Source organism: Erwinia sp. TECH1 (assembly GCF_054057575.1).
In genome coordinates this window covers 2,909,393-2,935,548 of sequence record NZ_JBSRZK010000001.1, presented here as the reverse complement: position 1 = coordinate 2,935,548, position 26,156 = coordinate 2,909,393, and the positions used below count along the sequence as shown (strand labels likewise).

The window sequence follows — 26,156 nt, the reverse complement described above, 5'->3', positions numbered from 1 at the left end:
GGACGATTGCCCGAGTGGAATTAAACGCCCTGGGCGTTTTGCGGGAACAGGATCACGCCCGCCATGCCGCCATAGGCTTTATTGACGGTTTTCTGACGGCTGGTCTGGCTAATCAGCTGCGCCAGCTCTGCCTTGCGCGCCTGCAGCAGGTTTTTCACTTCCGCTTCGTTGGCAAGGATATGGCGCAGTACAGGACGTAACTGGTCCTGAGTCTGAGCCGAGACGGGTGTTTGCTGCGTACACTCCGCCAGTTTTCCCACCGCACTGACATAATCGACTTCCATTTCGATCAATTTATCCCACTCGCCTTCTGTTGCCAGACGCAACATTGACTGGCTGAGCACTAAAAGCTGTTGGTAAATCGAGAGCAGATGCGGTGCAATATTCATTAAACGGCGTCCTGAAGAACAGTATTAACAGTGACTTCTTTCCAGGCATCGGCAATGTTGCGCAGCAGATCTTCTACTTCCTGAACGGCAGCGACATCATTCTGCAAATTACCCTGGAGAAGGCGTCTTATCATGTAGTCATAGAGCGCGAGCAGATTGGCAGCCAGCTCGTCGCCGCTTTCATCCACCAGGCCCACTTTTAACCCATTTTCAATAATGTTGATGGCTTTGGAGATGGCGTTGCCTTTGCCTTCAATCTGGCCATCCAGCATAAACAACCGTGCGCGAACCAGGGCGCTAAGCGCCCCGTCGAACAACAGCGTGGTCAGCTGCTGCTGGCTGGCGCCCAGCACGCTGCTTTCCAAACCTACTTTGCGGTAGAGCTGTGCTCCTGAATCTTTATACATATCGTCCCCGGCTTAATTAGCTGGATGAAGTTGAAGTGAACTGCGACGTCAGGTAGGTCGACGTGTTGGTCAGGGAGTTTACGAGCGTACTCAGGTTCGTAAACTGCGTCTTGTACCGGGCCATCGTCGCGTCAATCGAATCGCTCATTTGATCATAGCGATTGCTCAGCGTTTTCAGCGTGGTATTGATGCCATCCTCTGCGTTCTTGATGATGCCTTCTTTACCGACCGTGGTGCTCAGCATCGCGGTTAAGGTGCTGTTCAGCTTGGTCGCGAAACCAGTGGTGCTGCCGTCGCCGATAAAGAACTGGCTGACAGCCTGCGGGTTATTGGTCAGCGCGGCGGTCAGCTTGGTGTCGTCTACGGTCAGTGCGCCGGTAGAACCGTCGCTCTGCACGGCCGGATCGATAGTGATGCCCAGCTGCGCCAGAATCGAGTAGGAACCGCCCTGCACGGTGGTCAGGATCGAGTTCATGCTGTTTTCTACCGCACGAACCGTACTGTCGCCCAGCAGCGCGCCGTTGCTGCTTGCCTGCGTTTCGCCAGCTGAAACGGCGGTATACTTGGTAACCGAAGCAATAGTCGACTTCAGCGAGTTATAGGCCGTAACAAAAGCATTGATGGTTTTTTTGCTGTCATCAATAGAGCGTGAAACCGTCAGCTTCTCGCCGGAGGCGTCGGTGCTGGCAGCGTTCAGGTTCAGCGTAACGCCGGTTAACGCATCGGTAATATTGTTGCTGCTGCGCTCAATCGCCACGCCGTTAATGTTGAGTTTGGCGTTTTGAGAGGCGGTCTGCACCGACATATTTTGCGTGCCGGTCGCGCTGGCGCTATAGCCAATCGCGCTTTGCAGCGTATCGTCGCCGGTCACGCTGACGGTCATATCACTGTCGGTGCCGGTAGTCTTCGAGCTGAGCATCAGACGGTAATCGCCGCTGCTGGCTTTAATAATGCTGGCGCTGACGTTGCCGGCGCTTTTGTTAATGGCGTCGGCAATGCCGGACAGCGACGTCTGGCTGTCGGTCAGCGTAATCGTCAGCGGCGTAGTGCTGCCGCCCTGGGCGATGGTCAGCGTACGGCTGTTGCCGCTGGTGGTGCCGCCCAGCGCCGTGCTGTTGCTGCTAAACGAGCCGGACATCAGCGTCTGCGCTTTCGCTATTTGATCAACGTCAACGCTGTAATCGCCGGTTGAGGCCGTTGCGTCGGTAGTAGCGGTAAAGGAAGTATTGGTGCTGGTTACGGCCGTCGCGCTGAAAGCAGACGTCTTGGTCAGCGCCGCCGCCGCCGTTTGCAGCGCGGCCATAGAACTCTGCAGCTTGCTATAAGAGCTGAGCTGGGAATTATAGGTCGTCTGTTGTTTAGTAATCGCGGTCAGTTTTGTCTTCTCAGCGGTTTCTAAACTGGTGTAAAGGGTATCCAGATCAAGGCTGGTACCGACTCCGAGCGAGCTTACACTTGCCATGAGAGATCCTTAAGAATGAGATAGGTGCAAAACACATATCGGCCGCAGAGATAAAAAGTTTACGCCGCAGAAAAAAATTTAATGGGCAGAATAAGAGGGGTATCCGCAGGTAATTAGCCAGATCGTTTCTTCAGGCCGGGGTTACTATAATGAGAGTTGCAGAGTACGTATCGGCCGCGAAACGGCGGTTGGGAAGGGTAGAATAGTCACGATTTTTAATGTTGATTCAACGGGCTAATGGGTTTTTCACTTTTTTTCTAAAGTTCAGATTAACCCAACCGATAACTTCAGTAACGGTGGCAGACGCCGTGAGCGTGAAAAGCTCAGCCTAACAAACTAACTGATTTTGAAGGAAACTATTATGTCCGTTATTAACACTAACATCATGTCACTGACTACTCAGAACAACCTGAACAAATCACAGGCTTCTCTGAGCACCGCTATCGAGCGTCTTTCTTCCGGTCTGCGTATCAACAGCGCAAAAGACGACGCCGCGGGTGAAGCTATTGCTAACCGCATGAACTCTCAGATCAAAGGTCTGACTCAGGCGGCACGTAACGCCAACGACGGTATCTCTCTGACTCAGACGGCTGAAGGCTCTCTGAACGAGATGAACACCAACTTACAGCGTATCCGTGAACTGACTGTTCAGGCGAAAAACGGCACCAACAGCGCCGACGACATCGACTCAATCCAGAAAGAAGTTGACGCGCGTCTGTCTGAAATCAACCGTATCGGTAAAGCTTCTACCTTCAACGGCACGGCGATTTTTGATACGACCGGCAGCGTAAAAATCCAGGTTGGCGCCAACGACGCAACCGACGCTAACGTCATCAACATCGACCTGTCAGGCGCTGGCTTCCAGACTTCTGGCCTGGGCGCAACGTTCAACGTGACCACCGACAACCTGTCTGACCTGGACGCGCGTATCAAGAGCGTCGATACCGCACGTAGCGGCCTGGGTGCGATTCAGAACCGTTTTGAATCCACCATCAACAACCTGAACACCTCTGTGACCAACCTGACCGCGTCACAGTCACGTATCCAGGATGCTGACTACGCAACTGAAGTTTCTAACATGTCGAAGGCGCAGATCCTTCAGCAGGCTGGTACCTCCGTGCTGTCAAAAGCCAACCAGGTTCCACAGGGCGTTCTGTCTCTGCTGCAGTAATCTCGCACGACACGTTTCGTCGACCCGGCTACGGCCGGGTTTTTTCTGTCTTGCCCACATAAGATGGCGCGGAGAAAAAGTATGAATCGTCTTTTAATTACTATTGATCAACTTAACCGGTTAACTGATACAGAAACGACCCTGATGGATGTGGTCGAGCATTTTCACGCGCAGGGCTGGCAGATTGACCTGGTCACGCGGCTGGTGGAAGGCACCTATTTACGGCGGCTGAAGGCGTTGCAGCAAAGCGGCAACGTACAGTGCTTTATGGAAGATGAGCATCCGCTGGCGGCCCACTACGATTTGATCTGGATTTGCCAGGGCTACATGAGTCTGAAAATGATCTCGGCTCTGCAGAAAGGCGAAATATCTGGCGTTTGCGTTTTTCAGCACTACTACGCCTATGCGGACCAGGACCTGCCCTATGGCGCGGCGCTGGAAAACAAACTGGCGGCCTACAGCCTCGCCGTTTCCGCCATCTCCTATGCGAAACTCGCGCTGAAAGGCATCGATCAACGCAAACTCCATATATTTCCTCTTTCCGTTAGCGACAGCTTCGCTCAGGTACAGCCGCAGGCTATGCCGCCGCTGTCGCGCATTTTGCTGATCTCTGAAGAACAAAATGACGCCATTGGCGAGCTGCGGACGCTGCTGGCCGCGAAGGGCATCAGCCTTGACCATATCAACGCCCGACGTCGCGAGGTTGAGCTGACGCCTGAGTTCCTTTCCACCTATCAGCTGGTGATGGCACAGACTCGTCCGGTGGTCCAGGCGCTGGCTGCCGGTGTCCCTGTTTATCTTACCGATACGGTTTCCGGCGCGGGCTATGTAAACGGCGAAACGCTGGAAGCGGGGCTGGATGCGCATTTCCTTGCCGATTACGGCAGTGCGCCGCATCAAAGCCCTGAAGAGTGGGTACAGGATATCGTTGAGCCTTATGCCGATGCCTGGCAGTGGACGCAGGACTTCCGCGAAGAAGCTTTCCGGCAGTGGTCGCTCAGCGCGCAGGTCGAGGCCGTGCTGGCCCGCTTGCCGAAAGCGGACAGGCTGCAGGTTACCGAAGCCGAAGCCGCCAGCCTGACGCTGCACCGCAAGGTGATTGCCGACGACGCCGAAAAATCCCGCGTGCTGGAAAGCTGGCTGAAAACGCGCCAGCCTTCCGAAGCGCGCATCAGCGTGCTGCTCTCCTTTATTAACCAGATGCCGGAAACCGGCAATATCGGCCTGGCGATCCTCGATCCGCACGGCGACAGTGCCGCCGTTGAGAAGACGCTTGCCTCGCTGGAGGCTCAGTATCTACAGCCGGCCCTCGTGGAAAAAGTGCGCGACAGCCAGCAGCTGGCCGGGCTGTTCAGCCAGACGCAGGCCGATTCCTTGCTGCTGGTCACCGCCGGCAGCGAGCTGATGCCGTGGGCGCTGCTGGTCTTTGCCGAGCACCGTCTGCGCCAGCCTGACGCCGCGCTCTGGTACTGCGACAGCGTCACGGGCGAAACCCTGCTGGCCGCCGAAAGCCTGTTTAAACCCGATCTGAATATCGATCTACTGCGCAGCCAGCCCTATATTGGCGAACAGATGCTGATTAACGTCGCGGCCGCGCGTGAGGCGGGCGGTTTCGACGCTGGTTTTACGCGCCTGGGCGGCATCGATCTGGCGTGGAAATTTATCGAAACCCGCGGCGCGCAGTCCATCGGCCATATCGCCGACGCGCTGATGCTGGTGCCGGAAACGGCGGAAAGCTGGCTACAGCTGCCGGAAATCGTGGCGGAAAGCGCGGCCGTGACCGCTGCGCATCTGGCGCGCTGCAATCTGCCCGCCGTGGTCGAGCCGGGCCTGCTACCGGGGCTGCATCGCGTACGCTTTACTCATCAGCAGCAGCCGCTGGTCTCCATCGTCATCCCGACGCGCGATCGCCTGCCGCTGCTGCGCCGCTGCATCGAAAGCCTGATGGAAAAAACGCAGTGGCCACATTATGAACTGCTGATCGTGGACAACAATTCTCAGGACGAGGCGACCTGTGACTATCTGGCGCAGCTTGAGGCGCTGAATATCGCTCAGCTGCGCGTGCTGCGCTGGCCGCAGGCGTTCAGCTTCTCCGCGATCAATAATTTTGCCGCCGAGCAGGCGCGCGGCGATCTGCTGCTGTTTTTAAATAACGATACCGAAATCGTCGAGGGCGAGTGGCTGTCGGCGATGGTCGAACACGCCACGCGTCCCGAAGTGGGCATTGTGGGCGCGCGGCTGGAATACCACGACGGCCGCATCCAGCATGCCGGCATCGTCGCGGGCGTGGGACTCGGCGTCTCGCCGGTTTACGACGGCGTCAGCGTGGATAACACCGGCTATATGCAGCGCCTGCAATCGATCCTGAACGTGACCGCCGTCAGCGCGGCCTGCATGATGGTGCCGAAAGAGGTCTTTGTCGAGCTGGGCGGCTTCAGCGTCGATGAGTTCCCGGTCTACCTGGGCGACGTGGATTTTGCGCTGAAGGCGCGTGCCAGCGGCTATCTCACCGTATGGACGCCTTATGCGCGTCTGCTGCATATGGGCGGCGCAACCCGCGTGCTGGGCGAAGAAGTCGGCATTGCGTCCCATGTCGGGCCGGAGATGTTTGATACGCTGCGTGAAAAATGGCGCGGGCAGCTCAGCGTGGATGTCAGCTATAACCGTCAGCTCACCAAGGTTGGCGGCAACTTCCAGCTGGGCACGCGTCAGTCGCGCTATCAGCAGCCGCTGCCGGGCCGACCGCTGCCGGTAATGATGGCCTGTCATAAAAACCTGACCGGCTGCGGCAACTATCGCGTGATCAAGCCGTTCAAGGCGCTGGAAGGCAATTTGATACTGGAAGGCGGCCTGACGCACGGCCTGCCTGCGGTGATGGAGGTGGCGGAAATACAGCCCGACACGCTGCTGCTGGAGCTGGTGACCGACGTCTCCATCCCCGAGCGCGTGAAGCAGTATCGTCAGGTCAGCAATACCAAAATCATTATGGAATACGATGACTACATTCCAAACCTGCCGCTGAAAAGCGTCTTCCGCAAGCAGCTGCCGAAGGATATCGTGCGCCAGCTGCGCCGTTCGGTAGAGCAGGCGGACTGGCTGGTGGTCTCCACCGTGCCGCTGGCCGAAGCCTATGCGCCGTTCCATCACGATATTCGCGTGGCTCAGAACCGCCTGGACGATCAGTGGGCCGCGCTTAACAGCCTGCGTCGTCAGGGGAAAAAGCCGCGCGTCGGCTGGGCGGGCGGCAGCAGCCATACCGGCGACCTGGAAATCCTTCTGCCCTTTATGAAAGAGCTGGAGAACGAGGTCGAGTGGGTCTTTATGGGCATGAAGCCGCAGAACGTGAAGTGCGAATTCCACTACGGCGTGCCGTTCGAGTTTTATCCCGAAAAGCTGGCGACGCTGAACCTGGATTTGGCGCTGGTGCCGCTGGAGATGAACTTCTTTAACGAGTGTAAAAGTAACCTGCGTCTGCTGGAGCTTGGCGCCTGCGGTGTGCCGGTGATCTGTACCGATATTGAGCCTTACCGCTGCGATCTGCCGGTCACCCGCGTAACCAACCGCTACAAAGACTGGATGAACGCCATTCGCGAACATCTGGCCGATATGGACGCGCTGGCGGCCAGGGGCGACGCGCTGCGCGCCGGCGTATTCCGCGACTGGATGCTGCGTGACGAAGGCCTGACGGACTGGCAGAACGCCTGGCTGCCGCGAGGCTAGTTTCAGGTGATTTTTATGGCTGACCGGGAGCGCCTGGTCAGCCCGCTCTAATTAAAAAGTACGGCTCGCAAGGGGGCAGGATGATTGGCGGAAAAAAAATTGGCGTAGGCATCGTGACCTATAATCGCAAAGCCGGACTGATAAAACTTTATCAGTCGCTGCCTCGCGATATTATCGACGCGTTAGTCGTGGTTAACGACGGCGCTTATTATCCCGAACTCGGCGAGCTGGATTGCCATCTTCACCATAACGAAGTGAATCAGGGCGTTGGCCGCAGCAAAAATATTGCGCTGCGCTATCTTCAGGCTCAGGAAGTCGACCATTTCTTTCTGATCGAAGATGATATTTTCGTTAAGGATCCGTCCGTTTTTGCCCGTTATATCGAATTATCTGCCCGCACCGGCATTCAACATTTTAATTTTAGCCAGCATGGCGATAAAAATGTGCAGCCGGACGGTACGCCGCGTCCTTGCTATATTATGGATTACGGCGATTTTGTTATGCCGCTGTATCCGGCCTGCGTGGGCGCATTCTGCTATTACTCCAGAGCCTGCCTGGAAAAAGTCGGGCTGATGGATGAAATTTACTATAACGCCGTGGAGCATCTCGACCACACCTATGCCGTTATTAAAGCGGGACTGCATCCGTCCTATCACTATTTCCCGGATTTGGATAATTCAGGCCAGTATCTGGGCGATGAAGGCTGGAGCCCGCAGCAGTCAACGATTTCCGGCAAGCTCTCTTCCCGGGCCATAAGCCTGGTCGCCGCGACGTACTTCCAGGAAAAGCATGGCTGCCTGCCGCCGAAAATTCCTGTGGTATCGACCGAGGCATTGAAAAAAGAGCTGGCTACGCTGAAAAAGCGTTATGCCATTAGCGCCAGCCTGGTTAGCTAACCGTTTTCTGCGTTATTCACTTCTGCTTCTCTGGCACGCTTCGCTTTTCTGGCGAAGCGGGTCTTTTTATCTCGCCTGTTTTTTTTGCCTGAAACTTGCCGTCTGGCCCGTATCCAAAAGCCGCTTATTTTGTTATCACACTCAGGTTTTGCCCTTGCGGCACTGGAGAAAAAATGCGCCAGGCCGATAACTCTTTTTTATAACAATTCATTTTGATCCTCTTGCGGAGTGTGACATGCGCTTCAATTACGACCTGCTGCCTGGCGAACTGTTGCCGTTCGATGAAATTGCCGAACGCTATGGCCAGAAATACCCTGAGGATAAATCGCTAACCCCTCATGGATTACTCAGTCCTTCTACCTCCAGCAAGAACTGGATTATCCGGGCGATTTTCGCCAGCAGGGATATCCACGGCGCGCTGGAGGATGTGCTTTTTATCTCTAACGACAACGAACGTAAAAACTATTTGCAGCGCTTTGAGCACTACCTGCAAAAACAGGAGAGCTTTCTCTATTTTCGTCGCCCGCCCGCACCCGCGCCGTGGAACGTCTGGAAGGTGATGGGCGAGAGCAAGGTGGTGGCGATGCTGGATCCTGCCTCGATTATGGCGCAAAGCCTGATGGCACAGCGTGGTTTTACGCTCAGCCTGCTGCGCACCGATGAGGAAGACGAGTACTGGCAGCTGTACGACAGCCAGACGCGGCCCTGTTTTGAATATGCGAGACAGCTCCAGTTCCTGGTGGTGCTCAGCTCGCCGCTGCTGCCGCCTACGGCAGGTGTAATGCCCGGAACGCAGGTAGGGCGCCGCGTCAAAGCGCGTCTCTGGCAGCGCATCAGCCAGCAGTCCTTCAGCACGGCGGTGCGTGAACGCTACGGCGCCTGTGTGATCACCGGCACCAAAGTGCATGAAAATGCCAGCTACCCGTGGGTAGAGGCCTGCCATATTGTGACGGAAGAGAACGAAAGCGGTTTTCTGAAAGACAATAACGTGGATAACGGGCTTTTTCTGCGCAGCGACCTGCAACGGCTGTTCGCCAGCCATCTGCTGTTGATTGATGGCGAGACGGGCAGGATCTCTTTTCGACACAGCCTGCCAGCCGATGAAGAGTTAAGCACTGCTTATCAGGATCTTGCCGGTAAAACCTGTGCATTATGGGAGCAGGTGCCCACAGCGACACGGCAGAGACTGCTAAGGTTGCGTTAGCTTTCCGTAAAAAGCGGTGCCCGACGCCGCTTTTTTCCACAAAAATGAAATAACCCGCCTTTTTTACCGCTATTCCTCCAATCAATCCGCACTACAGAAACAGATAATCATGCCGATAACTTAACTAACGCAGGATAGTCATAGTGAACGATCTATATACCGTCGGTGGCGTGATGGATAAAAACTCGCTGTGGCAGCGCTATGTGCCGCTGGTGCGTCATGAGGCGCTGCGCTTACAGGTCAGGTTGCCAGCCAGTGTTGAACTGGACGACCTCCTGCAGGCGGGTGGCATTGGGCTGCTGAATGCCGTCGAACGTTACGATGCGCTGCAGGGCACGGCATTTACTACCTATGCCGTACAGCGCATACGTGGCGCGATGCTGGATGAATTACGTAGCCGTGACTGGGCGCCTCGCAGCGTGCGTCGTAACGCGCGCGAAGTTGCCACCGCCATGCATCGCGTCGAACAAAGTCTTGGAAGGCCGGCCAGCGAGCAGGAAGTCGCGGCACAGCTTGACGTGTCATTAGAAGAGTACCGGCAGATCCTGCTGGATACCAATAATAGCCAGCTGTTCTCTTACGACGAATATCGTGAGGAACATGGCGACAGCGCGGAGCTGGTGACGGAAGGCCACGAAGAGGCTAACCCGCTACACCAGTTAATGGAAGGGAATCTGCGCGAACGCGTCATTGAAGCGATCGAGGCGCTGCCCGAACGCGAAAAAATGGTGCTGACGCTTTATTACCAGGAAGAGCTGAATCTGAAAGAGATTGGCGCAGTGCTGGAGGTCGGGGAATCCCGTGTCAGCCAGCTGCACAGTCAGGCGATAAAACGCCTGCGCGCCCGGTTAACGGGAGCGCGCTGACGGAGTCAGTTTTGCACTCTCAACACCAACCGGGGACTCCAAATGGGATCCAAAATTAAAATGAGGCCGCTGAGCCGCTATTTGAAAGATTTTAAGCACAGCCAGACTAACTGTTCACACTGTAGTAAAGTTCTCGACCGTATGGCGTTGGTTTTCCGCGGGCAGATCATCAATAAAGAGGCGATCGCCCGCATGGACCAGCCGATTGACGACCAGGTCTGGTCAAAGCTCCAGCTTGAGCTGACCGCGCTGTGTCGTTTTTGCAGTGATATTTACTGCAATACGAATCCTACCTATTTTGACATCATGGCGTTTAAACAGTATCTGTTTGAGCAGACCGAGATGAGCCACAGCACGATCCGCGAATATGTTGTTCGCCTGCGTCGCCTTGACGGGATGCTGTCGGCCCGTAATTTTCCGGCGGAAAGACTGGCCGGCAACAGCTGGCACGAATGTCTGGAAAACGATCTTCCCGATGCGGGCAACAATAATTACCGCATCGCCCTGCGCAAATACGATCAGTTTTTAGGCTGGCAGCGCAATTAGATTGGGACGACAGCCTCTTTTACGTTACCTTTTAGCTATGTTTTGTAAAACCGTAATAACTTTTCCTGCGTTGTTAAGGGATTGGTTAAGTAAAGGCTTACAAAATAAACTTATAAAAAATATACCTCTGAAAAAGTTACAGCGGTTTGTAACGGTTTCTGACATGTCTGAATGTGGGCATGACGTGGACATCAGGGCAGCGCAATATCGCTGCCCTGAATTTACAGTATCAGCAGTCCTGAACTGTTAACCTGCCAGCCAACGGCCCCAGCGCGATGGTATTTTCCCGATCTCAAAGCTATATGCGCATAACTCATCGTCAGCGCTATGCTTGCGAGCCCACACATTTGCTGTAAAACATGATATTTCCCTCGTTCATCATGACGTGACCAGTAAATATATGCCGCAATATGTGGAGTGATTGGCCTGGCGGGATATCGGGTTTAATTTGTTTGCGCACCCCACAGAATTTTCTGCAATCGACATTAAACAAGCTGGTGCTGGCTGTCGACATCATGTTGTGTTCTGGCTCTGCCGAAATCGGAACCGCACGCCGTTTACCGTTTTGGTTTTCAAATACATGACGCGACAGTTAACAATCTGCGACCGTTTTAACGTGACAACTTCTGTCCGGCGTCCGACTGCACTGAGTGTTACCAGAGCCCCAGGAGCGCATCACCGGGCAGCGTATTGAGTAGGGCGGCGATTTCATCTTTGCTAAATGACATCTCCTGGATCAGTACAGGCAGTGAGCCAGATCCTCTAATCGGATCCTCACCCGAGCATTCGCTAATCTCCGCCAGCCGTGTGAACATGCCTGGCAGTGGGTAGATCTCACGATTATTCGCGCCGGGCTAAACAACTGTGAACCAATGCCTGATGCAACATCAGTTGAACATCTGAAAATTGCTCCCTAAAAGCAATGCGTGTTGCGCACCGCGCATCGGCGGTGTTATTATGCGCATAACGCAACACAGGGAGTGATTAACGTGATCAGGAGTTTTAAGCATAAGGGGCTGAAGAAATTTTTTGAAACTGGCTCAACGGCTGGGATTGATTCACGCAACGCTGACAAAATCGCGTTTCGCTTGTCTGCACTGGATAACGCTAAAATCATTGATGACGTTGATATTGCCGGTTTTAACCTGCATCCCCTGCGAGGGGATCGGGCGGGGATCTGGTCTGTGACGGTAACAGGCAACTGGCGAATAACCTTTGAATTTACAGACGGTGATGTATTTATCATTAATATGGAGGACTACCACTGATGGGCAGAATGTTTAATCCCCCTCATCCTGGGGGGCTAATCCGCGAGTCTATGGAATCGCTCGGGCTGAGCGCACGTCAGCTTGCATCGGCGCTGCACGTTGCACCCTCAACGGTTCAGCGGTTAATTGTGAGTAAGTCTGACATATCTCCTGAGATGGCGCTAAGACTTGCAGCCGTCCTGGGTGGTTCTGCTGACGTGTGGTTGGCAATGCAGCGCGATCACGATTTATGGCGTGCACGGCAGCGTATCGATCTGTCAGTGCTGCACAGATTGCAGCCTGCATAAGCGCATAAAAAACCCCGCGTTTGCGGGGTGTCCGCTATCTGGCTTGTAACAAATCTAACGCCATCTGCCGTTCTTCCGGCGTAATCAGCCCAATCAGTTTTTTTCAGCAGGTCGTTACCGGCGCGCGCTGGGCTGAGCGTATGCGAAAACGACTGATTCGTCACGAAAGTGTGGTCGCATTCCACGTCAGAGCACTGGCAATAAATATCTGACGGTTCGGGATGCTTGCGGTTAGTCTTCCGTATGATTGCTTTGGCATTGCATTGCGGGAAAATAATTTTTAGTACGCGCATAGCCATACTCATTCATCAACCAACGCACTGACAACTCGCGCCCAAGGGCTACTGTACCGATCGCAAAGTGAAAAGTTGAAGCCAGTTTCACTTTTTTCCAGAAAATATTGGGGAAGTATCGTATAAAATGCAACATACGGAAAGAATACAGTTATTGCTGTTTTTCGCAATTTGAATGAAATTTCAAGAGGGAGAATATGCAGGGGCGATTAGTTTTTTAAATTAAAACTATACGTTAAAAAAATTATTATTCTTTAAGGAGCTGAAATACCTTACGGATAGAAATAGCTATCCCTGTTAGTTATTCTTGACACGGTTTATTGGACGAAAGGGAAAATGTATGGATGCAAAATCTATTGCCCGTGGGGTAGTTGAGGGTATCTCGTCAGTACCTTCTGGGATGTATGACGGCGTAATCAGAACCTGGAATCTGATGAAAATCTTGATATGGTTTATTTTTTGGTCGAGCCTGCGCTTGAACCTTATCTGAAATATATCAACAGTAGCCCAATGATTTGTAAGGCGGTTCAGCATGAACTCTGCAAAATCCTCGCTAAGTAAATTGGGCAAAATTGCCAGCTGGGGCACTTCTCATTTTCTCGAGGCCATGATTACCGGACTTTGCTCAATAGCTGCTTTTTTGTCGTTGTTTCTGCTGGAGGGCGGTGTAATGAAAACAGTTGGCTTTGTCGGCTTCTTTGTTTTGGGATACCTGCTTTCACTTGGACTCGGACTGCTGAGAGGAGAGCGTTAGCGCTTTGCTTTCACCTGGACCTGGACTATTGAGAGGAGAGCGTTAGCGCTTTGCGATCCCTGATAGCTTATAATATGCAAGCCCGCCTGGAAGCGGGTTTTTTTTATATAGTCAATGTGTGGTATTGGTTTAAAACCATTTTTTTTCAATATGTTATCCTTGCCTTCGCAACAGTAAGGATGACTTTTTGCTGCTGTGGAGGCTACGTTGTCCTTACATCTTTTACACTCATTTCCCCGGCTGGAACTGCTTGGCGCGCCGACGCCGCTTGAGCATCTGCCTCGTCTTTCCGACTATCTGGGGCGCGATATTTTTATCAAACGCGACGACTTCACGCCCGTAGCCCTGGGCGGCAACAAACTGCGCAAGCTTGAGTTCCTGGCGGCGGATGCGCTGCGCCAGGGCGCGGACGTGCTGCTGACCGCCGGCGCTATCCAGTCTAACCATGTCCGTCAAACCGCCGCCGTGGCCGCAAAGCTGGGCCTGAAGTGCGTGGCGCTGCTGGAAAATCCGGGCATTACCCATCTTGAAAATTACGCCACTAACGGCAATCGCCTGCTGCTGGACCTGATGGATGTGGAAGTAGTCATGGTTGATGCGCTGCACGATCCCGCCGCGCAGCTGGCTGAACAGTGTACGCGGCTGGAAGCGCAGGGCTTTCGGCCTTATGTAGTGCCGGTTGGCGGCTCCAACGCGCTGGGCGCGCTGGGATACGTAGAATGTGCTCAGGAAATTGCTCATCAGAGCGAAGGCGTGGTAGATTTTGCCGCTGTCGTTGTTGCCTCCGGCAGTGCCGGAACCCATGCCGGTCTCGCCGTAGGACTGGAGCAGCTGCTGCCGGACACCGAGCTGGTTGGCGTAACCGTTTCGCGCAGCGTTGCTGAACAGCAGCCTAAAGTGGTCGCTATTCAACAGGCGCTCGCCGCGCAGCTTGAGCTAACAGCGCAGGCGCCCGTGACGCTCTGGGACGACTATTTCGCGCCGGGCTACGGGATGCCGAGCGAAGAGGGCACGGAGGCGATCAAACTGTTGGCCAGGCTTGAAGGGATATTTCTGGACCCGGTCTATACTGGCAAGGTAATGGCCGGATTGATTGACGGCATCGCACAAAAGCGTTTTCGCCGCGAAGGCCCGCTACTGTTCGTTCACACGGGTGGTTCGCCGGCGCTGTTTGCTTATCATCCTCTGCGGTGATCCGCAGGCCTTCGGAAAGAAAGCTGACTACACACTATTAATCTGCATCTCAACATGGAGCGCTTATGAATTTTTCTCTGGTTCGTCGCCAACTGGTAACGGGAATGATGTCGCTGGCGCTGGTGGCTGGCGTTGCCACCAAGGCTACTGCTGCCCCGGAAAACCTGCTGAATAAAGTAAAAGAACGCGGCACGCTGCTGGTGGGCCTGGAAGGAACCTATCCGCCATTCAGCTTCCAGGACGAAAACGGCAAACTGGCCGGTTTTGAGGTCGATTTCGCCAACGCCCTGGCACAGCATCTGGGCGTCAAGGCCAGCCTGAAACCGACCAAGTGGGACGGCATGTTGGCCTCGCTGGACTCAAAGCGCATCGATGTGGTGATCAACCAGGTCACCATCTCCGACGAGCGCAAAAAGAAGTATGACTTCTCTACGCCTTATACCGTTTCCGGTATCCAGGCGCTGACCAAAGCCGATAAGGCCGACAGCATCACTAAGCCTGCCGATCTCAGCGGCAAAAAAGTGGGGCTGGGACTGGGCACCAACTACGAGCAGTGGCTGCGTGAAAACGTGAAGAACGTCGATATCCGTACTTATGACGACGATCCAACTAAATATCAGGATCTGCGCGTTGGCCGAATTGATGCGATCCTGGTTGACCGTCTGGCCGCGCTGGATCTGGTGAAGAAAACCGGTAAAACGCTGGCGGTAGCCGGCCCGGCCTTCTCTCGTCAGGAAGCGGGCGTGGCGCTGCGCAAAGACAACCCGGAAATGCTGGCGGCGGTCGATAAAGCCATTGCGGACATGCAGAAAGACGGTTCGCTGGCTAAGATTTCCGACAAATGGTTTGGCGTGGACGTAACTAAATAATGCAGGAAAGTTTACAACTGGTGCTGGATTCAGCACCATTTTTACTGAAAGGCGCGCTTTTCACCCTCCAGCTCAGCATCGGCGGCATGTTCTTCGGGCTGCTGCTGGGCTTCGTGCTGGCGATGATGCGTCTTTCCCACTTCTGGCCCATAGCCTGGCTGTCGCGTTTCTACGTGTCGATATTTCGCGGCACGCCGCTGATCGCCCAGCTGTTTATGATCTACTACGGCCTGCCGCAGTTCGGCATTGAGCTGGATCCAATCCCTTCCGCCATGATTGGCCTGTCGCTGAATACGGCGGCCTACGCTTCCGAATCGCTGCGCGGTGCTATCGCCGCCATCGAGCGCGGCCAGTGGGAAGCGGCGGCCAGTATCGGCATGACGCGCTGGCAGACGCTGCGCCGGGTTATTCTGCCGCAGGCCGCCCGTACCGCGCTGCCGCCGTTAGGCAACAGCTTTATCAGCCTCGTGAAAGATACCTCGCTGGCCGCCACCATTCAGGTGCCGGAGCTGTTCCGCCAGGCGCAGCTGATCACCTCGCGCACGCTGGAAGTTTTTACCATGTATCTGGCGGCTTCGCTGATTTACTGGGTGATGGCGACTTTACTCTCCATGCTGCAAAGCAGGCTGGAAAACCACGTTAACCGCCAGGATCGGGAGGCAAAATGAGCGCCATTGAAGTCAGCGGGCTGGTGAAGAAATTTAACGGCCACACGGTGCTGCACGATATCGATCTGGAGGTCGCTTCGGGCGAAGTGGTGGCGATAATCGGCCCAAGCGGCTCGGGCAAAACCACGCTGCTGCGCAGCATCAATCTGCTGGAAACCCCGGACAGCGGCACCATTAAAGTGGGCAATATCCGTATTGATGCCGCCGCCGGCATGAACCGTCAGAAAGAGCAGGTACGCCGTCTGCGCCAGCAGGTAGGCTTTGTTTTCCAGAACTTTAATCTGTTTCCCCATCGTTCGGTGCTGGAAAACATCATTGAAGGGCCAACCATCGTGAAAGGCGAACCAAAAGCCGAAGCGGTGGCGCGTGCGCGTCAGCTGCTGGAGAAGGTTGGGCTGGCGGGCAGGGAAGAGAGCTATCCGCGTCGGCTTTCCGGCGGCCAGCAGCAGCGCGTGGCTATCGCCCGTGCGCTGGCGATGCGCCCGGAGGTGATCCTGTTCGATGAGCCGACCTCCGCGCTGGATCCCGAGCTGGTAGGCGAAGTGCTCAATACCATCAGGGCGCTGGCGCAGGAGAAGCGCACTATGGTTATCGTCACGCATGAGATGAGCTTTGCGCGTGACGTTGCCGATCGCGCCATCTTTATGGATCAGGGTCGCATCGTGGAGCAGGGCAGCGCAAAAGCACTGTTCAGCCATCCCGAACACCCGCGCACCCGTCAGTTCCTGGAAAAGTTTCTTTCGCAATAACCCTGTAAAATTGCCGGTTAATTCCGGCAATTTTCAGCGCGCCAGCTGAATAAGCTTTTTCTTAAATATCTTTCATGCCGCTTCGTTATAAAATAGCCGTTCTTCCTGCGTAAACAGCTCTCCCGCCTGTGCTTTCCCTTACCCGCCTTCGTTTTGGAGAAGTTCCTTAAGACGTCAGTCTCTTAAAAGAGGAATAATTTATTAACTTATTGCAAATTTCCAGGGTAAGGTAAATTCGCTTCGCGAGAAGAGGAATGTTCTGAATATGCATGATGCCGGGCATGACTAAGTATTCAGGGCCAGCAGCAGCCACATTGTATATATTTGTCAGCGTACGGTCAGGGCCAGATAATATTAAATATCTCGGCTACGGGGAGGTATCGCTACCTCATGTTATCCCAGTTTATGACGGTCGGAGTAATATAATGAATACGACTCAAAAGCAGGATATTGCCTGGATAAACAGTTTAAAAGGCCTCTGCATTTTACTCGTGGTTTTATATCATGTTGTCCTGCCAGGCTATGTCGAAATGATTGGCCATCTGGTTGCTGGCTTTATGCCTGCTAAATTGTGGCTGGCCTTTAATAATTATCTTTCGCCGCTGAGGATGCCCGCCTTTTTCTTTGTCTCTGGCCTGCTGGCGACCAACGGCATTATTAACCGTCCATGGAAGCAGGTTTTTACCAGTCGCGTTACCAATCTTTTCTATCTCTATTTCCTTTGGGGCGTGATCCAATGGCTGATGATCCGGGGCGTCTCCAATGAGGTGATGGGCGAACAGCTCTCCAAAAACACCAACGCGGCCTGGGCGGCCACGCCGGTGGAGTCGGTTAAATTAATGCTGCTGGCGATGAGCTCCTCCTGGTATCTTTATGCGCTTGGCCTGTTTTTTGTGTTCGCCAAACTGTTCCGCGAGCAGCGGCTTGCGATGATGACCATTGCGGTTTTGCTGAATTACGCCGCCGTCATGAAAATCATCCCAGGCTGGGGACCGGAAAGCGTCGCGCAGTATCTGATCTTCTTCCTGCTGGGTACCTTTTACAGCAGCACTTTGCTGCGCTGGAGCGAATGGCGTCGCAGCAATCTGGTGCCCTGGGCCGCGCTGATAGCGCTGTCGCTGATCCACGCTAAGCTCGGTATTCCCCATAGCCTGTTCCTGTGTGCGCTCGCTGTTTTAATCTCCGTCGCCGCCTGCCGGACGCTGAATCGCTACTTTACGCTGGGCTGGCTAAACTGGCTGGGCAGAAACACGCTGCAAATTTACGTGCTGCACCGCATCTTTATCGAATTCTTTGGCATGTCCGCCATTTTGTTCGCGGAACATCATCAGCTGTTCGCTAACAAAGCGTTCTCCATGCTGTGGGCGACAGCTTTCCCGGTGGTAATGGTGGCGCTGTGCGCGGGCTGTTCGGTAGGCGTGTGGACGTTGCTTAATCGGGGCATCGGCAAAAATCTGTTTATCTATCCACGGCTGCTGCGCGTCAAAGTTGATGCCTGACAGAAAACACCAGGCGTAAGAAGGCCGCTTATTAGCGGCCTTTTTCTTATGACTTTAAACGCATCAGGTGGCTACTTTTTCCGGTCAGCCGCGCGGCTAAACCAAAAAAGGGGCGAACTGCTTCGCCCCTTGTACGGAATCCGCTGCTTTAAGCCTGTCGGGCAGGCCGACGGGCGCGTTAGCCGATGGTCATCAGGCTGGCGTTGCCGCCTGCCGCTGCGGTATTGACGCTCAGCGAGCGCTCAATCAGCAGGCGTTCCAGCAGCAGATTGGTTTCGCCGCGGGCAAAGCCCTGGACGGAAACAATCGCGCCTTCACGAGCGGCCACCGTTTCGCAAACTGTTCTGAGCTGATCGGCATCGCCGTGGTAAATCACCGCCTCAAACTCGTTATGCTGCGCCAGCGGTTCGACCGCAAAGTCGATACGGCTCTGCACGGCTGTGGGCAGTTTCTTCGCCAGCGCGCGATGCAGTTCATCATCCTGCCACAGCGCGCGGCTGCCCACGGCGGTGACCGCCGCCAGCTGCACCAGCGCATCCTGCTCGTTATCCGCCAGGCAGACCACGCGCTCGCGCGGCAGCAGGGTAAAGGTGTTGCGTTCGCCCGTCGGGCCGGGCAGCAGGCGAACGGTGCCGCTCTGGCCCAGCTCGGCAAACTGTTTGCAGACCGCAGCCAGCTCCGGCTTGTCTTTCGCCCACTCCGTCAGCGCCTGATGAGTGGTCAGCAGCACCGGACGCAGCGCCGCATCAACCGGACGCTCGACGTCCTGGCGATCCAGCGTAACCTTCAGCGCGCCTTCCGGGCGATGCGAGAGCAGACGATAGAGATAGAGCGGGCCGCCCGCTTTCGGACCGGTGCCGGACAGGCCTTCGCCACCGAACGGCTGGACGCCTACGACGGCCCCTACCATATTGCGGTTGACGTACAGGTTGCCGACTTTGGCGCGGCTGGTGACCTGATTGATGGTTTCATCAATACGGGTATGCACGCCCAGCGTCAGGCCGTAGCCGGAAGCGTTGATCTGCTCAATAATTTTCGGCAGCGTGCTGCGGTTGTAGCGCACCACGTGCAGCACCGGCCCGAAAATTTCCTTATCCAGATCGGCGACGTTTTCCAGCTCAATCAGCGTTGGCGGAATAAAGGTGCCGGTCTGCCACTCTTTGCTGTCGTGCTTATCGTTAAACGCCGCCTGATACACTTTCATGCCTTTGCTGCGCATCGCCTGAATATGGCGTTCGATATTTTCTTTCGCTTCGCTGTCGATCACCGGCCCGATATCTGTAGACAGGCGCTCCGGGTTGCCCATACGGCATTCGGCCATCGCGCCGCGCAGCATTTGCAGCGTGTGGTCGGCAACATCATCCTGAATACAGAGCAGACGCAGGGCAGAGCAGCGTTGACCGGCGCTGTCAAAGGCAGAAGCCACGATATCGACCACGACCTGTTCCGTCAGCGCGGAGGAGTCCACGATCATGGTGTTCATGCCGCCGGTTTCCGCAATCAGCGGCGTCGGTCTGCCTTGCGGATCCAGACGACCGGCCAGATTACGTTGCAGTAGCGTTGCTACGGCAGTCGACCCGGTAAACATCACGCCGCGTACGCGGTCGTCGCCGGTCAGCTGAGCGCCGACGGTTTCACCCAGGCCCGGCAGCAGCTGTAGGGCACCAACCGGCACGCCCGCTTCATGCAGAATAGCGACGGCGGCAGCGGCCACCAGCGGCGTCTGCTCGGCAGGCTTGGCCAGCACGCTGTTGCCTGCTGCCAGCGCTGCGGCAATTTGACCGGTGAAGATTGCCAGCGGGAAGTTCCACGGGCTGATGCAAACCACCGGGCCAAGCGGACGGTGCGTTTCGTTATCGAAATCGTCGCGAACCTGGCCTGCATAGTAGTGCAGGAAGTCGACCGCTTCGCGTACCTCGGCGATAGCGTTGTTAAAGGTCTTTCCGGCCTCACGCACCAGGATCCCCAACAGGCGCTGTAGCTGAGCTTCCATCAGCTCGGCGGCACGGGTCAGGATCTCCGCACGGGCGGCAGGCGGCGTGGCGAACCAAATCGGGCCGGCATTGACGGCGGCGTCCAGCGCGGTCGAAACATCTTTCCCGGTAGCGTGGCGCACATAGCCCACGATATCGGCAGGCTCCGCCGGATTGAGCACCGGCAGCTGTTCGCTGGCTTCCGTTTCGCCATCGATAACCGGCGCGGCGTACCACGGCTGGATAGCGCTGTTCAGCAGGGCGCTGGAGAGCGAAGCCAGGCGGTGTTCGTTAGCCAGATCCAGACCGGCGGAGTTCTGACGCGTTGCGCCATAGAGATCGCGCGGCAGCGGGATCTTCGGATGCGGCAGACCAATCGCCCCTTCGGTGCGGGCCAGTTTTTCCACTTCATCGACCGGATCGGCGACCAGATCTTCAATCTGGAGCGTGTTATCGGCAATGCGGTTCACAAACGACGTGTTGGCACCGTTTTCCAGCAGGCGGCGCACCAGGTAGGCCAGCAGCGTTTCGTGCGTGCCGACCGGTGCATAGATCCGGCACGGGCGGTTAAGCTTGCCATCCGCCACTTTGCCGACCACCTGCTCGTACAGCGGTTCGCCCATGCCGTGCAGGCACTGGAACTCGTACTGACCAGGGTAGTAGTTATTGCCCGCCATCTGATAGATAACCGCCAGCGTATGCGCGTTGTGCGTCGCGAACTGCGGATAGATCAGGTTCGGTACGGCCAGCAGTTTACGGGCGCAGGCCAGATAAGAGATGTCGGTGTAAACCTTACGGGTGAACACCGGATAGCCTTCCAGGCCGTCCATCTGGGCGCGCTTGATCTCGCTGTCCCAGTAGGCACCTTTCACCAGGCGGATCATCAGGCGGCGACGGCTGCGCTGGGCCATGTCGATCAGCGCGTCGATCACAAACGGGCAGCGCTTCTGATAGGCCTGGATAACAAAGCCGATGCCGTTCCAGCCTTCCAGCTCCGGCTCAAAGCAGAGTTTTTCCAGCAGATCCAGCGACAGCTCCAGGCGATCCGCTTCTTCCGCATCGATGTTGATGCCAATGTCGTAAGAGCGTGCCAGCAGCGTCAGCGATTTCAAAATGGGGTAAAGTTCGTTCATCACGCGCTCGTACTGCGCGCGGCTGTAGCGCGGATGCAGCGCGGAAAGCTTGATGGAAATGCCCGGCCCTTCATAGATGCCGCGACCGTTGGAGGCTTTACCGATAGCGTGGATCGCCTGCTGATAGGAAACCAGATAGGCTTCAGCGTCTTTTGCCGTCAGCGCGGCCTCGCCCAGCATATCGTAAGAGTAGCGGAAGCCTTTCTCTTCCAGCTTGCGGGCGTTCGCCAGCGCTTCCGCGATGGTTTCGCCAGTGACAAACTGCTCGCCCATCAGGCGCATCGCCATATCCACGCCTTTGCGGATCAGCGGCTCGCCGCTTTTACCGATGATGCGGTTCAGCGAGCGCGACAAATTCGCCTCGTTGTGCGTGGCGACCAGGCGGCCGGTAAACAGCAGGCCCCAGGTGGCGGCGTTAACAAACATCGAAGGGCTGCGGCCCAGATGCGACTGCCAGTTGCCGTTGCTGATTTTATCGCGGATCAGCGCGTCACGGGTTGGCTTATCTGGAATACGCAGCAGCGCTTCCGCCAGGCACATCAGCGCAACGCCTTCCTGTGAAGAAAGTGAAAACTCCTGAAGCAGCGATTGCACCATACCGGCGCGGCCGCCTGCCCCTTTTTGGTGCCTGAGCGCCGAAGCCAGCTTGTGGGCAAGACGTTGGGTTTGCTGCGCCAGCGGCTGCGGCAGACGTGCCTGTTCAAGGAGCATCGGCACTGCTTCCGTCTCCGGGCGACGCCACGCGGCGGTAATGGCGGAGCGGGTTACCGATTGCGGCAGAATATGTTCGGCAAACTCCAGAAAAGGCTGATGCAGCTCCTCGACCGGCGCGTCTTCGCTCTCCTGAGCCGTAGCCTGCAAGGGGAATTCCGGCAGGGCGTCGCCTCTCTCCAGCTGTTCCAGATAGTTAAAAATAGCCTGTTTGATCAGCCAGTGAGGTGTGCGATCGATCTGGCCCGCAGCCTGACGAATGCGGTCACGCGTGGCCTCGTCCAGCTTAACGCCCATAGTGGTTGTGCCCATGCCTTAAAACTCCTTGCAAATAGTCAAAACAGATCTGGCAAGCAATATCACTTAAGTTGCAACTTTGTGCAACCTTGTTAAATGTGAGGCTGATTGCAGAGTGTAAAAACGCTTTTTTAAAAAGCGGCATGGATATTGCTGCAAAAATCCGGCCAGCTTTACAGATTGCAGTAAAACTGGGTTCTGAAAAGGTTTTTTGAGAGGTGTAACCGGTGACACTGTGATCCAGTGCAACCTGTCGAATCTTCTTTCCAGATGCAAGGTGAAATTAATGTAACGATTGTGTTAAACCATTGGCGAGTATTGTGCCCGTCAGTGCTTTGCGGCAGGATACCCCGCCCTGGGTGGTTAAAAGTGGCGCCGCAACGTTCCGGCGGCGGGGCAGGGTTGCGCATTAACAATAATAAGTGGAGAACCTGAATGACAGTAAGCACACCTATGATGGTGACCTTTTGCGTTTACATTCTTGGCATGGTGTTTATCGGCTTTTTGGCCTGGCGCTCAACCAAAAATTTTGATGACTATATCCTGGGAGGACGCAGTCTGGGCAGCGTGGTCACCGCGCTTTCCGCCGGTGCATCTGATATGAGCGGCTGGCTGCTGATGGGCCTGCCGGGCGCCATTTTCATCTCCGGCATCTCCGAAAGCTGGATTGCTATCGGCCTGACGCTGGGCGCTTACCTTAACTGGAAAATCGTCGCCGGACGCCTGCGCGTGCAGACTGAACACCATGATAATGCGCTGACGCTGCCCGATTTTTTCGCCAGCCGTTTTGAAGACAGAAGCAAAATCCTGCGCGTTATCTCTGCGGTCGTCATCCTGGTTTTCTTCACTATCTATTGCGCTTCCGGCATCGTAGCCGGCGCCCGCCTGTTTGAAAGCACCTTCGGCATGAGCTACGAAACGGCGCTGTGGGCTGGCGCAGCCGCCACTATTATCTATACCTTTGTCGGCGGTTTTCTGGCCGTAAGCTGGACCGATACCGTGCAGGCGAGCCTGATGATCTTCGCTCTGATCCTGACGCCGGTGATGGTTATTATTGCAGTAGGCGGCCTGAGCGATTCCCTGGCGGTTATCCAGGCGAAGAGCATTGAAAATATGGATATGCTGAAAAACCTGAACTTTGTCGCGGTGATCTCGCTGCTCGGCTGGGGACTGGGCTACTTTGGTCAGCCGCATATCCTGGCGCGTTTTATGGCGGCGGATTCGCACCATTCTATCCGCAGCGCGCGCCGTATCGGCATGACGTGGATGATCCTGTGCCTGGGCGGTGCGGTAGCGGTCGGCTTCTTTGGTATCGCCTACTTCCAGAACCATCCCGAGCAGGCAACAGGCGTCACCGACAACAGCGAACGTATTTTTATCGAGCTGGCTCGTATTCTGTTTAATCCGTGGATCGCCGGTATCCTGCTTTCTGCTATCCTGGCGGCGGTGATGTCGACGCTGAGCTGCCAGCTGCTGGTTTGCTCCAGCGCGCTGACGGAAGATCTCTATAAAAACTTCCTGCGTAAAGGTGCCAGCCAACGTGAGCTGGTATGGGTAGGGCGTCTGATGGTGTTGCTGGTGGCGGTCGTAGCTATCGCGCTGGCTTCCGATCCGAACAACCGCGTACTGGGGCTGGTAAGCTACGCCTGGGCCGGCTTTGGTGCGGCGTTCGGGCCTGTAGTGATCTTCTCGCTGGTGTGGAAGCGTATGACCCGTAACGGCGCGCTGGCCGGGATTATCGTAGGCGCGGCTACCGTGCTGATCTGGAAACAGTACGCCTGGCTGGATCTGTATGAAATTATTCCGGGCTTCCTGTTTGCCAGCATCGCCATCGTGCTGTTCAGCCTGGTGGGCAGCAAGCCTTCCACTGCGGCCGTAAAACGATTTGAGGCAGCCGAAGCCGAGTTCCATTCGCGTTAATCACGCTGATAACTACGACAGGCTCGCTTCGGCGGGCCTTTTTTTTAAGAACGGAAAACCTGGTCAGGGAGGACGGCATAAAGCCATCATGGCTTGTCATCCTCTTGCGATAAGGTTATGAACCGCTCATAAATCAAGGATGAGTTAAATGGATTATGGATTAGCGACCCTGCTGAGCCTGCACGGCACCCGCTATATTTATGCCTGCGGCTACTGGTATGAAATTATGGATCATTTTTTCACCGCGGTAGATAAAATCGTGGCTGAAGCAACCAGATAAAAAGGGATGATGATGAAAGCACTGATCGGCGTAATGCCAGAAAATGAGTTTCGCCAGCGGGTCATGGCGATTGTCAGCAATGAGTACTTTCCTGAAGAAAACGAACCCAAAATCTGGTTCTCCTCGCTAAACGCGGTAGCGCAGATTTTAAGCCCTGAAAATCTGGCGCTGCTGGATATGATGGATCGGGAGAAACCGGAAAGCATCTCTCAGCTGGCCCGGCTGGCCGGGCGGGCGGTGAGCAATCTTTCCGCCACGCTGTCGACGCTGGAAAAACACGGCTTCGTGAAAAAAGTAAAAGGGAAAAACTGTATGAAACCGGTGGCGCTTTACACCGAGTTCGTTATCCACACCGCACATTTCCCGGCCAAAAAAGCCAGCGACGCTGCCTGAGTTGGCCCCGGTACAACGGCGCGCATATTTGGTTATCTTAAATTTTCTGCTGTTCGATTCGTGGCAATTACTGTCCCCACGGCAAACAAACCGCAACAGGAATAAAAACGGGACGTGAGTTGCTACCAGTGGCGATAAGGCGGATCTGAGCGCACCGCCTGGGCCCTGGGACGATACGCTGGCTGAGCCGTTGCAATAAACGTGTTACGCATCAATGGGAGGCGAACGTCCTGACATGCGGCACGCATCAGTTTCGGGGCCGGACGAACGTCCAGACAGGCGATCGGACAATTGGTTTTAGTTGGTGATTGAGCCCCAAACTGTCTGTCGTCATCGGCCAATAACGTGATTACAAATAATCTTCTCGATGACTTCATAAATTGACTTCGAAAACCAGGGTTAATAAAATGACTTCATAGAGTGAAGCTATGGCAGGGATAAAGCTATGGTTGCATTAAGGAAGAAGCATAAACTCATACTGACTAAAATTTTTGCGCTGCCTGTTCCTGCCAACATTAAGTGGGCAGAAATCGAGTCGCTTATCCGGGCTTTAGGTGGTGAAGTTACCGAAGGTAGCGGATCCCGGTGCCGATTCAAACTCAATGGCAGTATCGCAAGATTCCACCGCCCACATCCTGCCCCTGATACCGACAAAGGCGCAGTTAACAGCGTTAAAGAATGGTTAGAAAGTATAGGGATTGAACCATGAGCAAAGCAAAACCCAACAAATATGAGATAGCCGGGCAGCCGGTTGTTGTCAGCTTCGTACCTGAACTGAACGCGTTTCGCGGCAAATTCCTGGGGCTCAGTGGTTATTGTGATTTTGTTGCTGACAGCGTAGAAGGGCTGCGGAGAGAAGGCGAAATTTCCTTAAAGGAATATCTGAAAGATTGTCGGGAAGAGGGGATAGATCCTTATGCCCGACAGGAAAAAACGAAGACATTTACTTTACGCTATAACGAGACGCTTGCTGAAAAATTAAGTCATGTGGCAGCTGAAAACGATATGTCAGTAAATACTTTCATCATTGAAACGCTGGAAGAGCGAATCAGACACGCATAATAAAAGCCCCGTCCAGGCGGGGCTTTCTGCCAAAACCAGCTCCTTTCCTTTCGGATAGTCTTCGGGTACAGAAATAAACAGGTAGGGAAGTTTCCGACGCCCTTTGATAGCGCATTTTCCTTTAATCCCTTGCCACGCCCGATGA

General features: G+C 55.0%; 23 protein-coding genes and 1 pseudogene. 19 read left to right on the top strand and 5 right to left on the bottom strand.

The window, feature by feature from the left end; genetic code table 11:
• Positions 1–20: 20 nt before the first annotated feature.
• Genes fliT through fliD form a run of 3 tightly spaced genes read right to left on the bottom strand, consistent with a single transcriptional unit; the run spans position 21 to position 2,258 of the window.
• A complete protein-coding gene (gene fliT, locus ACVWZ0_RS13820) occupies positions 21–389 on the bottom strand; it encodes a flagella biosynthesis regulatory protein FliT (protein ID WP_125287995.1) in 369 nt (122 codons plus the stop codon).
• Complete coding sequence (gene fliS, locus ACVWZ0_RS13815; RefSeq protein ID WP_125287994.1) at positions 389–796, bottom strand: flagellar export chaperone FliS; 408 nt, start codon at positions 794–796, stop codon at positions 389–391. Before fliS ends, fliT begins: the two co-directional genes overlap by 1 nt.
• A 16-nt stretch (positions 797–812) precedes the next feature.
• Positions 813–2,258 (bottom strand): flagellar filament capping protein FliD, encoded by a 1,446-nt coding sequence (fliD, locus tag ACVWZ0_RS13810; protein WP_253460506.1) that lies wholly within the window; start codon positions 2,256–2,258, stop codon positions 813–815.
• Positions 2,259–2,619: 361 nt separating this feature from the next.
• On the opposite strand from fliD, the gene ACVWZ0_RS13805 reads away from it, so the two are divergent.
• From ACVWZ0_RS13805 to ACVWZ0_RS13770, 8 genes are all read left to right on the top strand, one after another.
• Entirely contained in the window at positions 2,620–3,429 is an 810-nt protein-coding gene (locus ACVWZ0_RS13805) for a flagellin N-terminal helical domain-containing protein (RefSeq protein WP_301289687.1), read from the top strand.
• 81 nt (positions 3,430–3,510) lie between these two features.
• Positions 3,511–7,149, top strand: a complete 3,639-nt coding sequence (locus ACVWZ0_RS13800; RefSeq protein ID WP_253460509.1) for a glycosyltransferase — start codon at positions 3,511–3,513, stop codon at positions 7,147–7,149.
• An 80-nt stretch (positions 7,150–7,229) separates the two neighbouring features.
• Complete coding sequence (locus ACVWZ0_RS13795) at positions 7,230–8,045, top strand: glycosyltransferase family 2 protein (protein WP_253460512.1); 816 nt, start codon at positions 7,230–7,232, stop codon at positions 8,043–8,045.
• Positions 8,046–8,280: 235 nt separating this feature from the next.
• Complete coding sequence (locus tag ACVWZ0_RS13790; RefSeq protein ID WP_253460514.1) at positions 8,281–9,249, top strand: HNH endonuclease signature motif containing protein; 969 nt, start codon at positions 8,281–8,283, stop codon at positions 9,247–9,249.
• A gap of 143 nt (positions 9,250–9,392) precedes the next feature.
• The gene (locus tag ACVWZ0_RS13785; protein ID WP_253460517.1) at positions 9,393–10,115 is read left to right on the top strand and encodes an RNA polymerase sigma factor FliA; all 723 of its coding nucleotides are present in this window, start codon (positions 9,393–9,395) and stop codon (positions 10,113–10,115) included.
• Between the two features lie 42 nt (positions 10,116–10,157).
• Positions 10,158–10,661, top strand: coding sequence for a flagella biosynthesis regulatory protein FliZ (gene fliZ / locus ACVWZ0_RS13780; RefSeq protein WP_253460520.1), 504 nt, complete (start codon positions 10,158–10,160; stop codon positions 10,659–10,661).
• Between the two features lie 989 nt (positions 10,662–11,650).
• Entirely contained in the window at positions 11,651–11,929 is a 279-nt protein-coding gene (locus ACVWZ0_RS13775; RefSeq protein ID WP_253460523.1) for a type II toxin-antitoxin system RelE/ParE family toxin, read from the top strand.
• The gene (locus tag ACVWZ0_RS13770; protein WP_253460526.1) at positions 11,929–12,216 is read left to right on the top strand and encodes a HigA family addiction module antitoxin; all 288 of its coding nucleotides are present in this window, start codon (positions 11,929–11,931) and stop codon (positions 12,214–12,216) included. The genes ACVWZ0_RS13775 and ACVWZ0_RS13770 overlap by 1 nt, the downstream gene beginning before the upstream one ends.
• Before the next feature lie 34 nt (positions 12,217–12,250).
• On the opposite strand, the pseudogene ACVWZ0_RS13765 reads toward ACVWZ0_RS13770, so the two are convergent.
• Positions 12,251–12,509 (bottom strand): annotated as a pseudogene (locus ACVWZ0_RS13765) (ogr/Delta-like zinc finger family protein).
• A 532-nt stretch (positions 12,510–13,041) separates the two neighbouring features.
• Here ACVWZ0_RS13765 and ACVWZ0_RS13760 point away from each other — a divergent pair.
• The 6 genes from ACVWZ0_RS13760 to ACVWZ0_RS13735 all read left to right on the top strand — a co-directional run bounded on the left by ACVWZ0_RS13760 (position 13,042) and on the right by ACVWZ0_RS13735 (position 18,242).
• Positions 13,042–13,263 carry a hypothetical protein gene (locus ACVWZ0_RS13760; protein WP_253460529.1) on the top strand — a complete coding sequence of 74 codons (222 nt, stop codon included), beginning with the start codon at positions 13,042–13,044 and terminating at the stop codon, positions 13,261–13,263.
• A 207-nt stretch (positions 13,264–13,470) separates the two neighbouring features.
• Positions 13,471–14,457 carry a D-cysteine desulfhydrase gene (locus ACVWZ0_RS13755; RefSeq protein WP_253460532.1) on the top strand — a complete coding sequence of 329 codons (987 nt, stop codon included), beginning with the start codon at positions 13,471–13,473 and terminating at the stop codon, positions 14,455–14,457.
• A 65-nt stretch (positions 14,458–14,522) separates the two neighbouring features.
• Positions 14,523–15,326, top strand: a complete 804-nt coding sequence (gene tcyJ / locus ACVWZ0_RS13750) for a cystine ABC transporter substrate-binding protein (protein ID WP_125290927.1) — start codon at positions 14,523–14,525, stop codon at positions 15,324–15,326.
• A complete protein-coding gene (tcyL, locus tag ACVWZ0_RS13745; protein ID WP_253460535.1) occupies positions 15,326–15,994 on the top strand; it encodes a cystine ABC transporter permease in 669 nt (222 codons plus the stop codon). Before tcyJ ends, tcyL begins: the two co-directional genes overlap by 1 nt.
• Entirely contained in the window at positions 15,991–16,743 is a 753-nt protein-coding gene (gene tcyN, locus ACVWZ0_RS13740) for an L-cystine ABC transporter ATP-binding protein TcyN (protein ID WP_253460538.1), read from the top strand. Before tcyL ends, tcyN begins: the two co-directional genes overlap by 4 nt.
• 425 nt (positions 16,744–17,168) lie before the next feature.
• A complete protein-coding gene (locus ACVWZ0_RS13735) occupies positions 17,169–18,242 on the top strand; it encodes an acyltransferase family protein (protein ID WP_253460541.1) in 1,074 nt (357 codons plus the stop codon).
• A gap of 178 nt (positions 18,243–18,420) precedes the next feature.
• Here ACVWZ0_RS13735 and putA read toward each other — a convergent pair whose 3' ends face one another.
• Positions 18,421–22,371: a trifunctional transcriptional regulator/proline dehydrogenase/L-glutamate gamma-semialdehyde dehydrogenase gene (putA, locus tag ACVWZ0_RS13730; protein ID WP_253460544.1), complete on the bottom strand. Its 3,951-nt coding sequence runs from the start codon at positions 22,369–22,371 to the stop codon at positions 18,421–18,423.
• A gap of 420 nt (positions 22,372–22,791) precedes the next feature.
• Here putA and putP point away from each other — a divergent pair, with 420 nt between their 5' ends.
• The 5 genes from putP (at position 22,792) to ACVWZ0_RS13705 (ending at position 26,011) form a co-directional block, all read left to right on the top strand.
• Complete coding sequence (putP, locus tag ACVWZ0_RS13725) at positions 22,792–24,276, top strand: sodium/proline symporter PutP (RefSeq protein ID WP_253460546.1); 1,485 nt, start codon at positions 22,792–22,794, stop codon at positions 24,274–24,276.
• Positions 24,277–24,424: 148 nt separating this feature from the next.
• On the top strand, positions 24,425–24,556 hold the full coding sequence (locus tag ACVWZ0_RS13720; RefSeq protein ID WP_255416553.1) for a hypothetical protein: 132 nt from the start codon (positions 24,425–24,427) through the stop codon (positions 24,554–24,556).
• A gap of 12 nt (positions 24,557–24,568) precedes the next feature.
• The gene (locus ACVWZ0_RS13715; RefSeq protein ID WP_253460550.1) at positions 24,569–24,949 is read left to right on the top strand and encodes an HVO_A0114 family putative DNA-binding protein; all 381 of its coding nucleotides are present in this window, start codon (positions 24,569–24,571) and stop codon (positions 24,947–24,949) included.
• Between the two features lie 445 nt (positions 24,950–25,394).
• Positions 25,395–25,658, top strand: coding sequence for a type II toxin-antitoxin system HicA family toxin (locus ACVWZ0_RS13710; RefSeq protein ID WP_125290934.1), 264 nt, complete (start codon positions 25,395–25,397; stop codon positions 25,656–25,658).
• A complete protein-coding gene (locus ACVWZ0_RS13705) occupies positions 25,655–26,011 on the top strand; it encodes a type II toxin-antitoxin system HicB family antitoxin (protein ID WP_253460553.1) in 357 nt (118 codons plus the stop codon). The genes ACVWZ0_RS13710 and ACVWZ0_RS13705 overlap by 4 nt, the downstream gene beginning before the upstream one ends.
• The last annotated feature ends 145 nt before the right edge of the window (positions 26,012–26,156 follow it).

What these genes read in the sequence shown, in the direction of transcription:
- fliT (WP_125287995.1), bottom strand. Translation starts at nt 389, where the DNA reads ATGAATATTGCACCGCATCTGCTCTCGATTTACCAACAGCTTTTAGTG.
- fliS (WP_125287994.1), bottom strand. Translation starts at nt 796, where the DNA reads ATGTATAAAGATTCAGGAGCACAGCTCTACCGCAAAGTAGGTTTGGAA.
- fliD (WP_253460506.1), bottom strand. Translation starts at nt 2,258, where the DNA reads ATGGCAAGTGTAAGCTCGCTCGGAGTCGGTACCAGCCTTGATCTGGAT.
- ACVWZ0_RS13805 (WP_301289687.1), top strand. Translation starts at nt 2,620, where the DNA reads ATGTCCGTTATTAACACTAACATCATGTCACTGACTACTCAGAACAAC.
- ACVWZ0_RS13800 (WP_253460509.1), top strand. Translation starts at nt 3,511, where the DNA reads ATGAATCGTCTTTTAATTACTATTGATCAACTTAACCGGTTAACTGAT.
- ACVWZ0_RS13795 (WP_253460512.1), top strand. Translation starts at nt 7,230, where the DNA reads ATGATTGGCGGAAAAAAAATTGGCGTAGGCATCGTGACCTATAATCGC.
- ACVWZ0_RS13790 (WP_253460514.1), top strand. Translation starts at nt 8,281, where the DNA reads ATGCGCTTCAATTACGACCTGCTGCCTGGCGAACTGTTGCCGTTCGAT.
- fliZ (WP_253460520.1), top strand. Translation starts at nt 10,158, where the DNA reads ATGGGATCCAAAATTAAAATGAGGCCGCTGAGCCGCTATTTGAAAGAT.
- ACVWZ0_RS13770 (WP_253460526.1), top strand. Translation starts at nt 11,929, where the DNA reads ATGGGCAGAATGTTTAATCCCCCTCATCCTGGGGGGCTAATCCGCGAG.
- ACVWZ0_RS13760 (WP_253460529.1), top strand. Translation starts at nt 13,042, where the DNA reads ATGAACTCTGCAAAATCCTCGCTAAGTAAATTGGGCAAAATTGCCAGC.
- tcyJ (WP_125290927.1), top strand. Translation starts at nt 14,523, where the DNA reads ATGAATTTTTCTCTGGTTCGTCGCCAACTGGTAACGGGAATGATGTCG.
- tcyL (WP_253460535.1), top strand. Translation starts at nt 15,326, where the DNA reads ATGCAGGAAAGTTTACAACTGGTGCTGGATTCAGCACCATTTTTACTG.
- tcyN (WP_253460538.1), top strand. Translation starts at nt 15,991, where the DNA reads ATGAGCGCCATTGAAGTCAGCGGGCTGGTGAAGAAATTTAACGGCCAC.
- ACVWZ0_RS13735 (WP_253460541.1), top strand. Translation starts at nt 17,169, where the DNA reads ATGAATACGACTCAAAAGCAGGATATTGCCTGGATAAACAGTTTAAAA.
- putA (WP_253460544.1), bottom strand. Translation starts at nt 22,371, where the DNA reads ATGGGCACAACCACTATGGGCGTTAAGCTGGACGAGGCCACGCGTGAC.
- putP (WP_253460546.1), top strand. Translation starts at nt 22,792, where the DNA reads ATGACAGTAAGCACACCTATGATGGTGACCTTTTGCGTTTACATTCTT.
- ACVWZ0_RS13720 (WP_255416553.1), top strand. Translation starts at nt 24,425, where the DNA reads ATGGATTATGGATTAGCGACCCTGCTGAGCCTGCACGGCACCCGCTAT.
- ACVWZ0_RS13715 (WP_253460550.1), top strand. Translation starts at nt 24,569, where the DNA reads ATGAAAGCACTGATCGGCGTAATGCCAGAAAATGAGTTTCGCCAGCGG.
- ACVWZ0_RS13710 (WP_125290934.1), top strand. Translation starts at nt 25,395, where the DNA reads ATGGTTGCATTAAGGAAGAAGCATAAACTCATACTGACTAAAATTTTT.
- ACVWZ0_RS13705 (WP_253460553.1), top strand. Translation starts at nt 25,655, where the DNA reads ATGAGCAAAGCAAAACCCAACAAATATGAGATAGCCGGGCAGCCGGTT.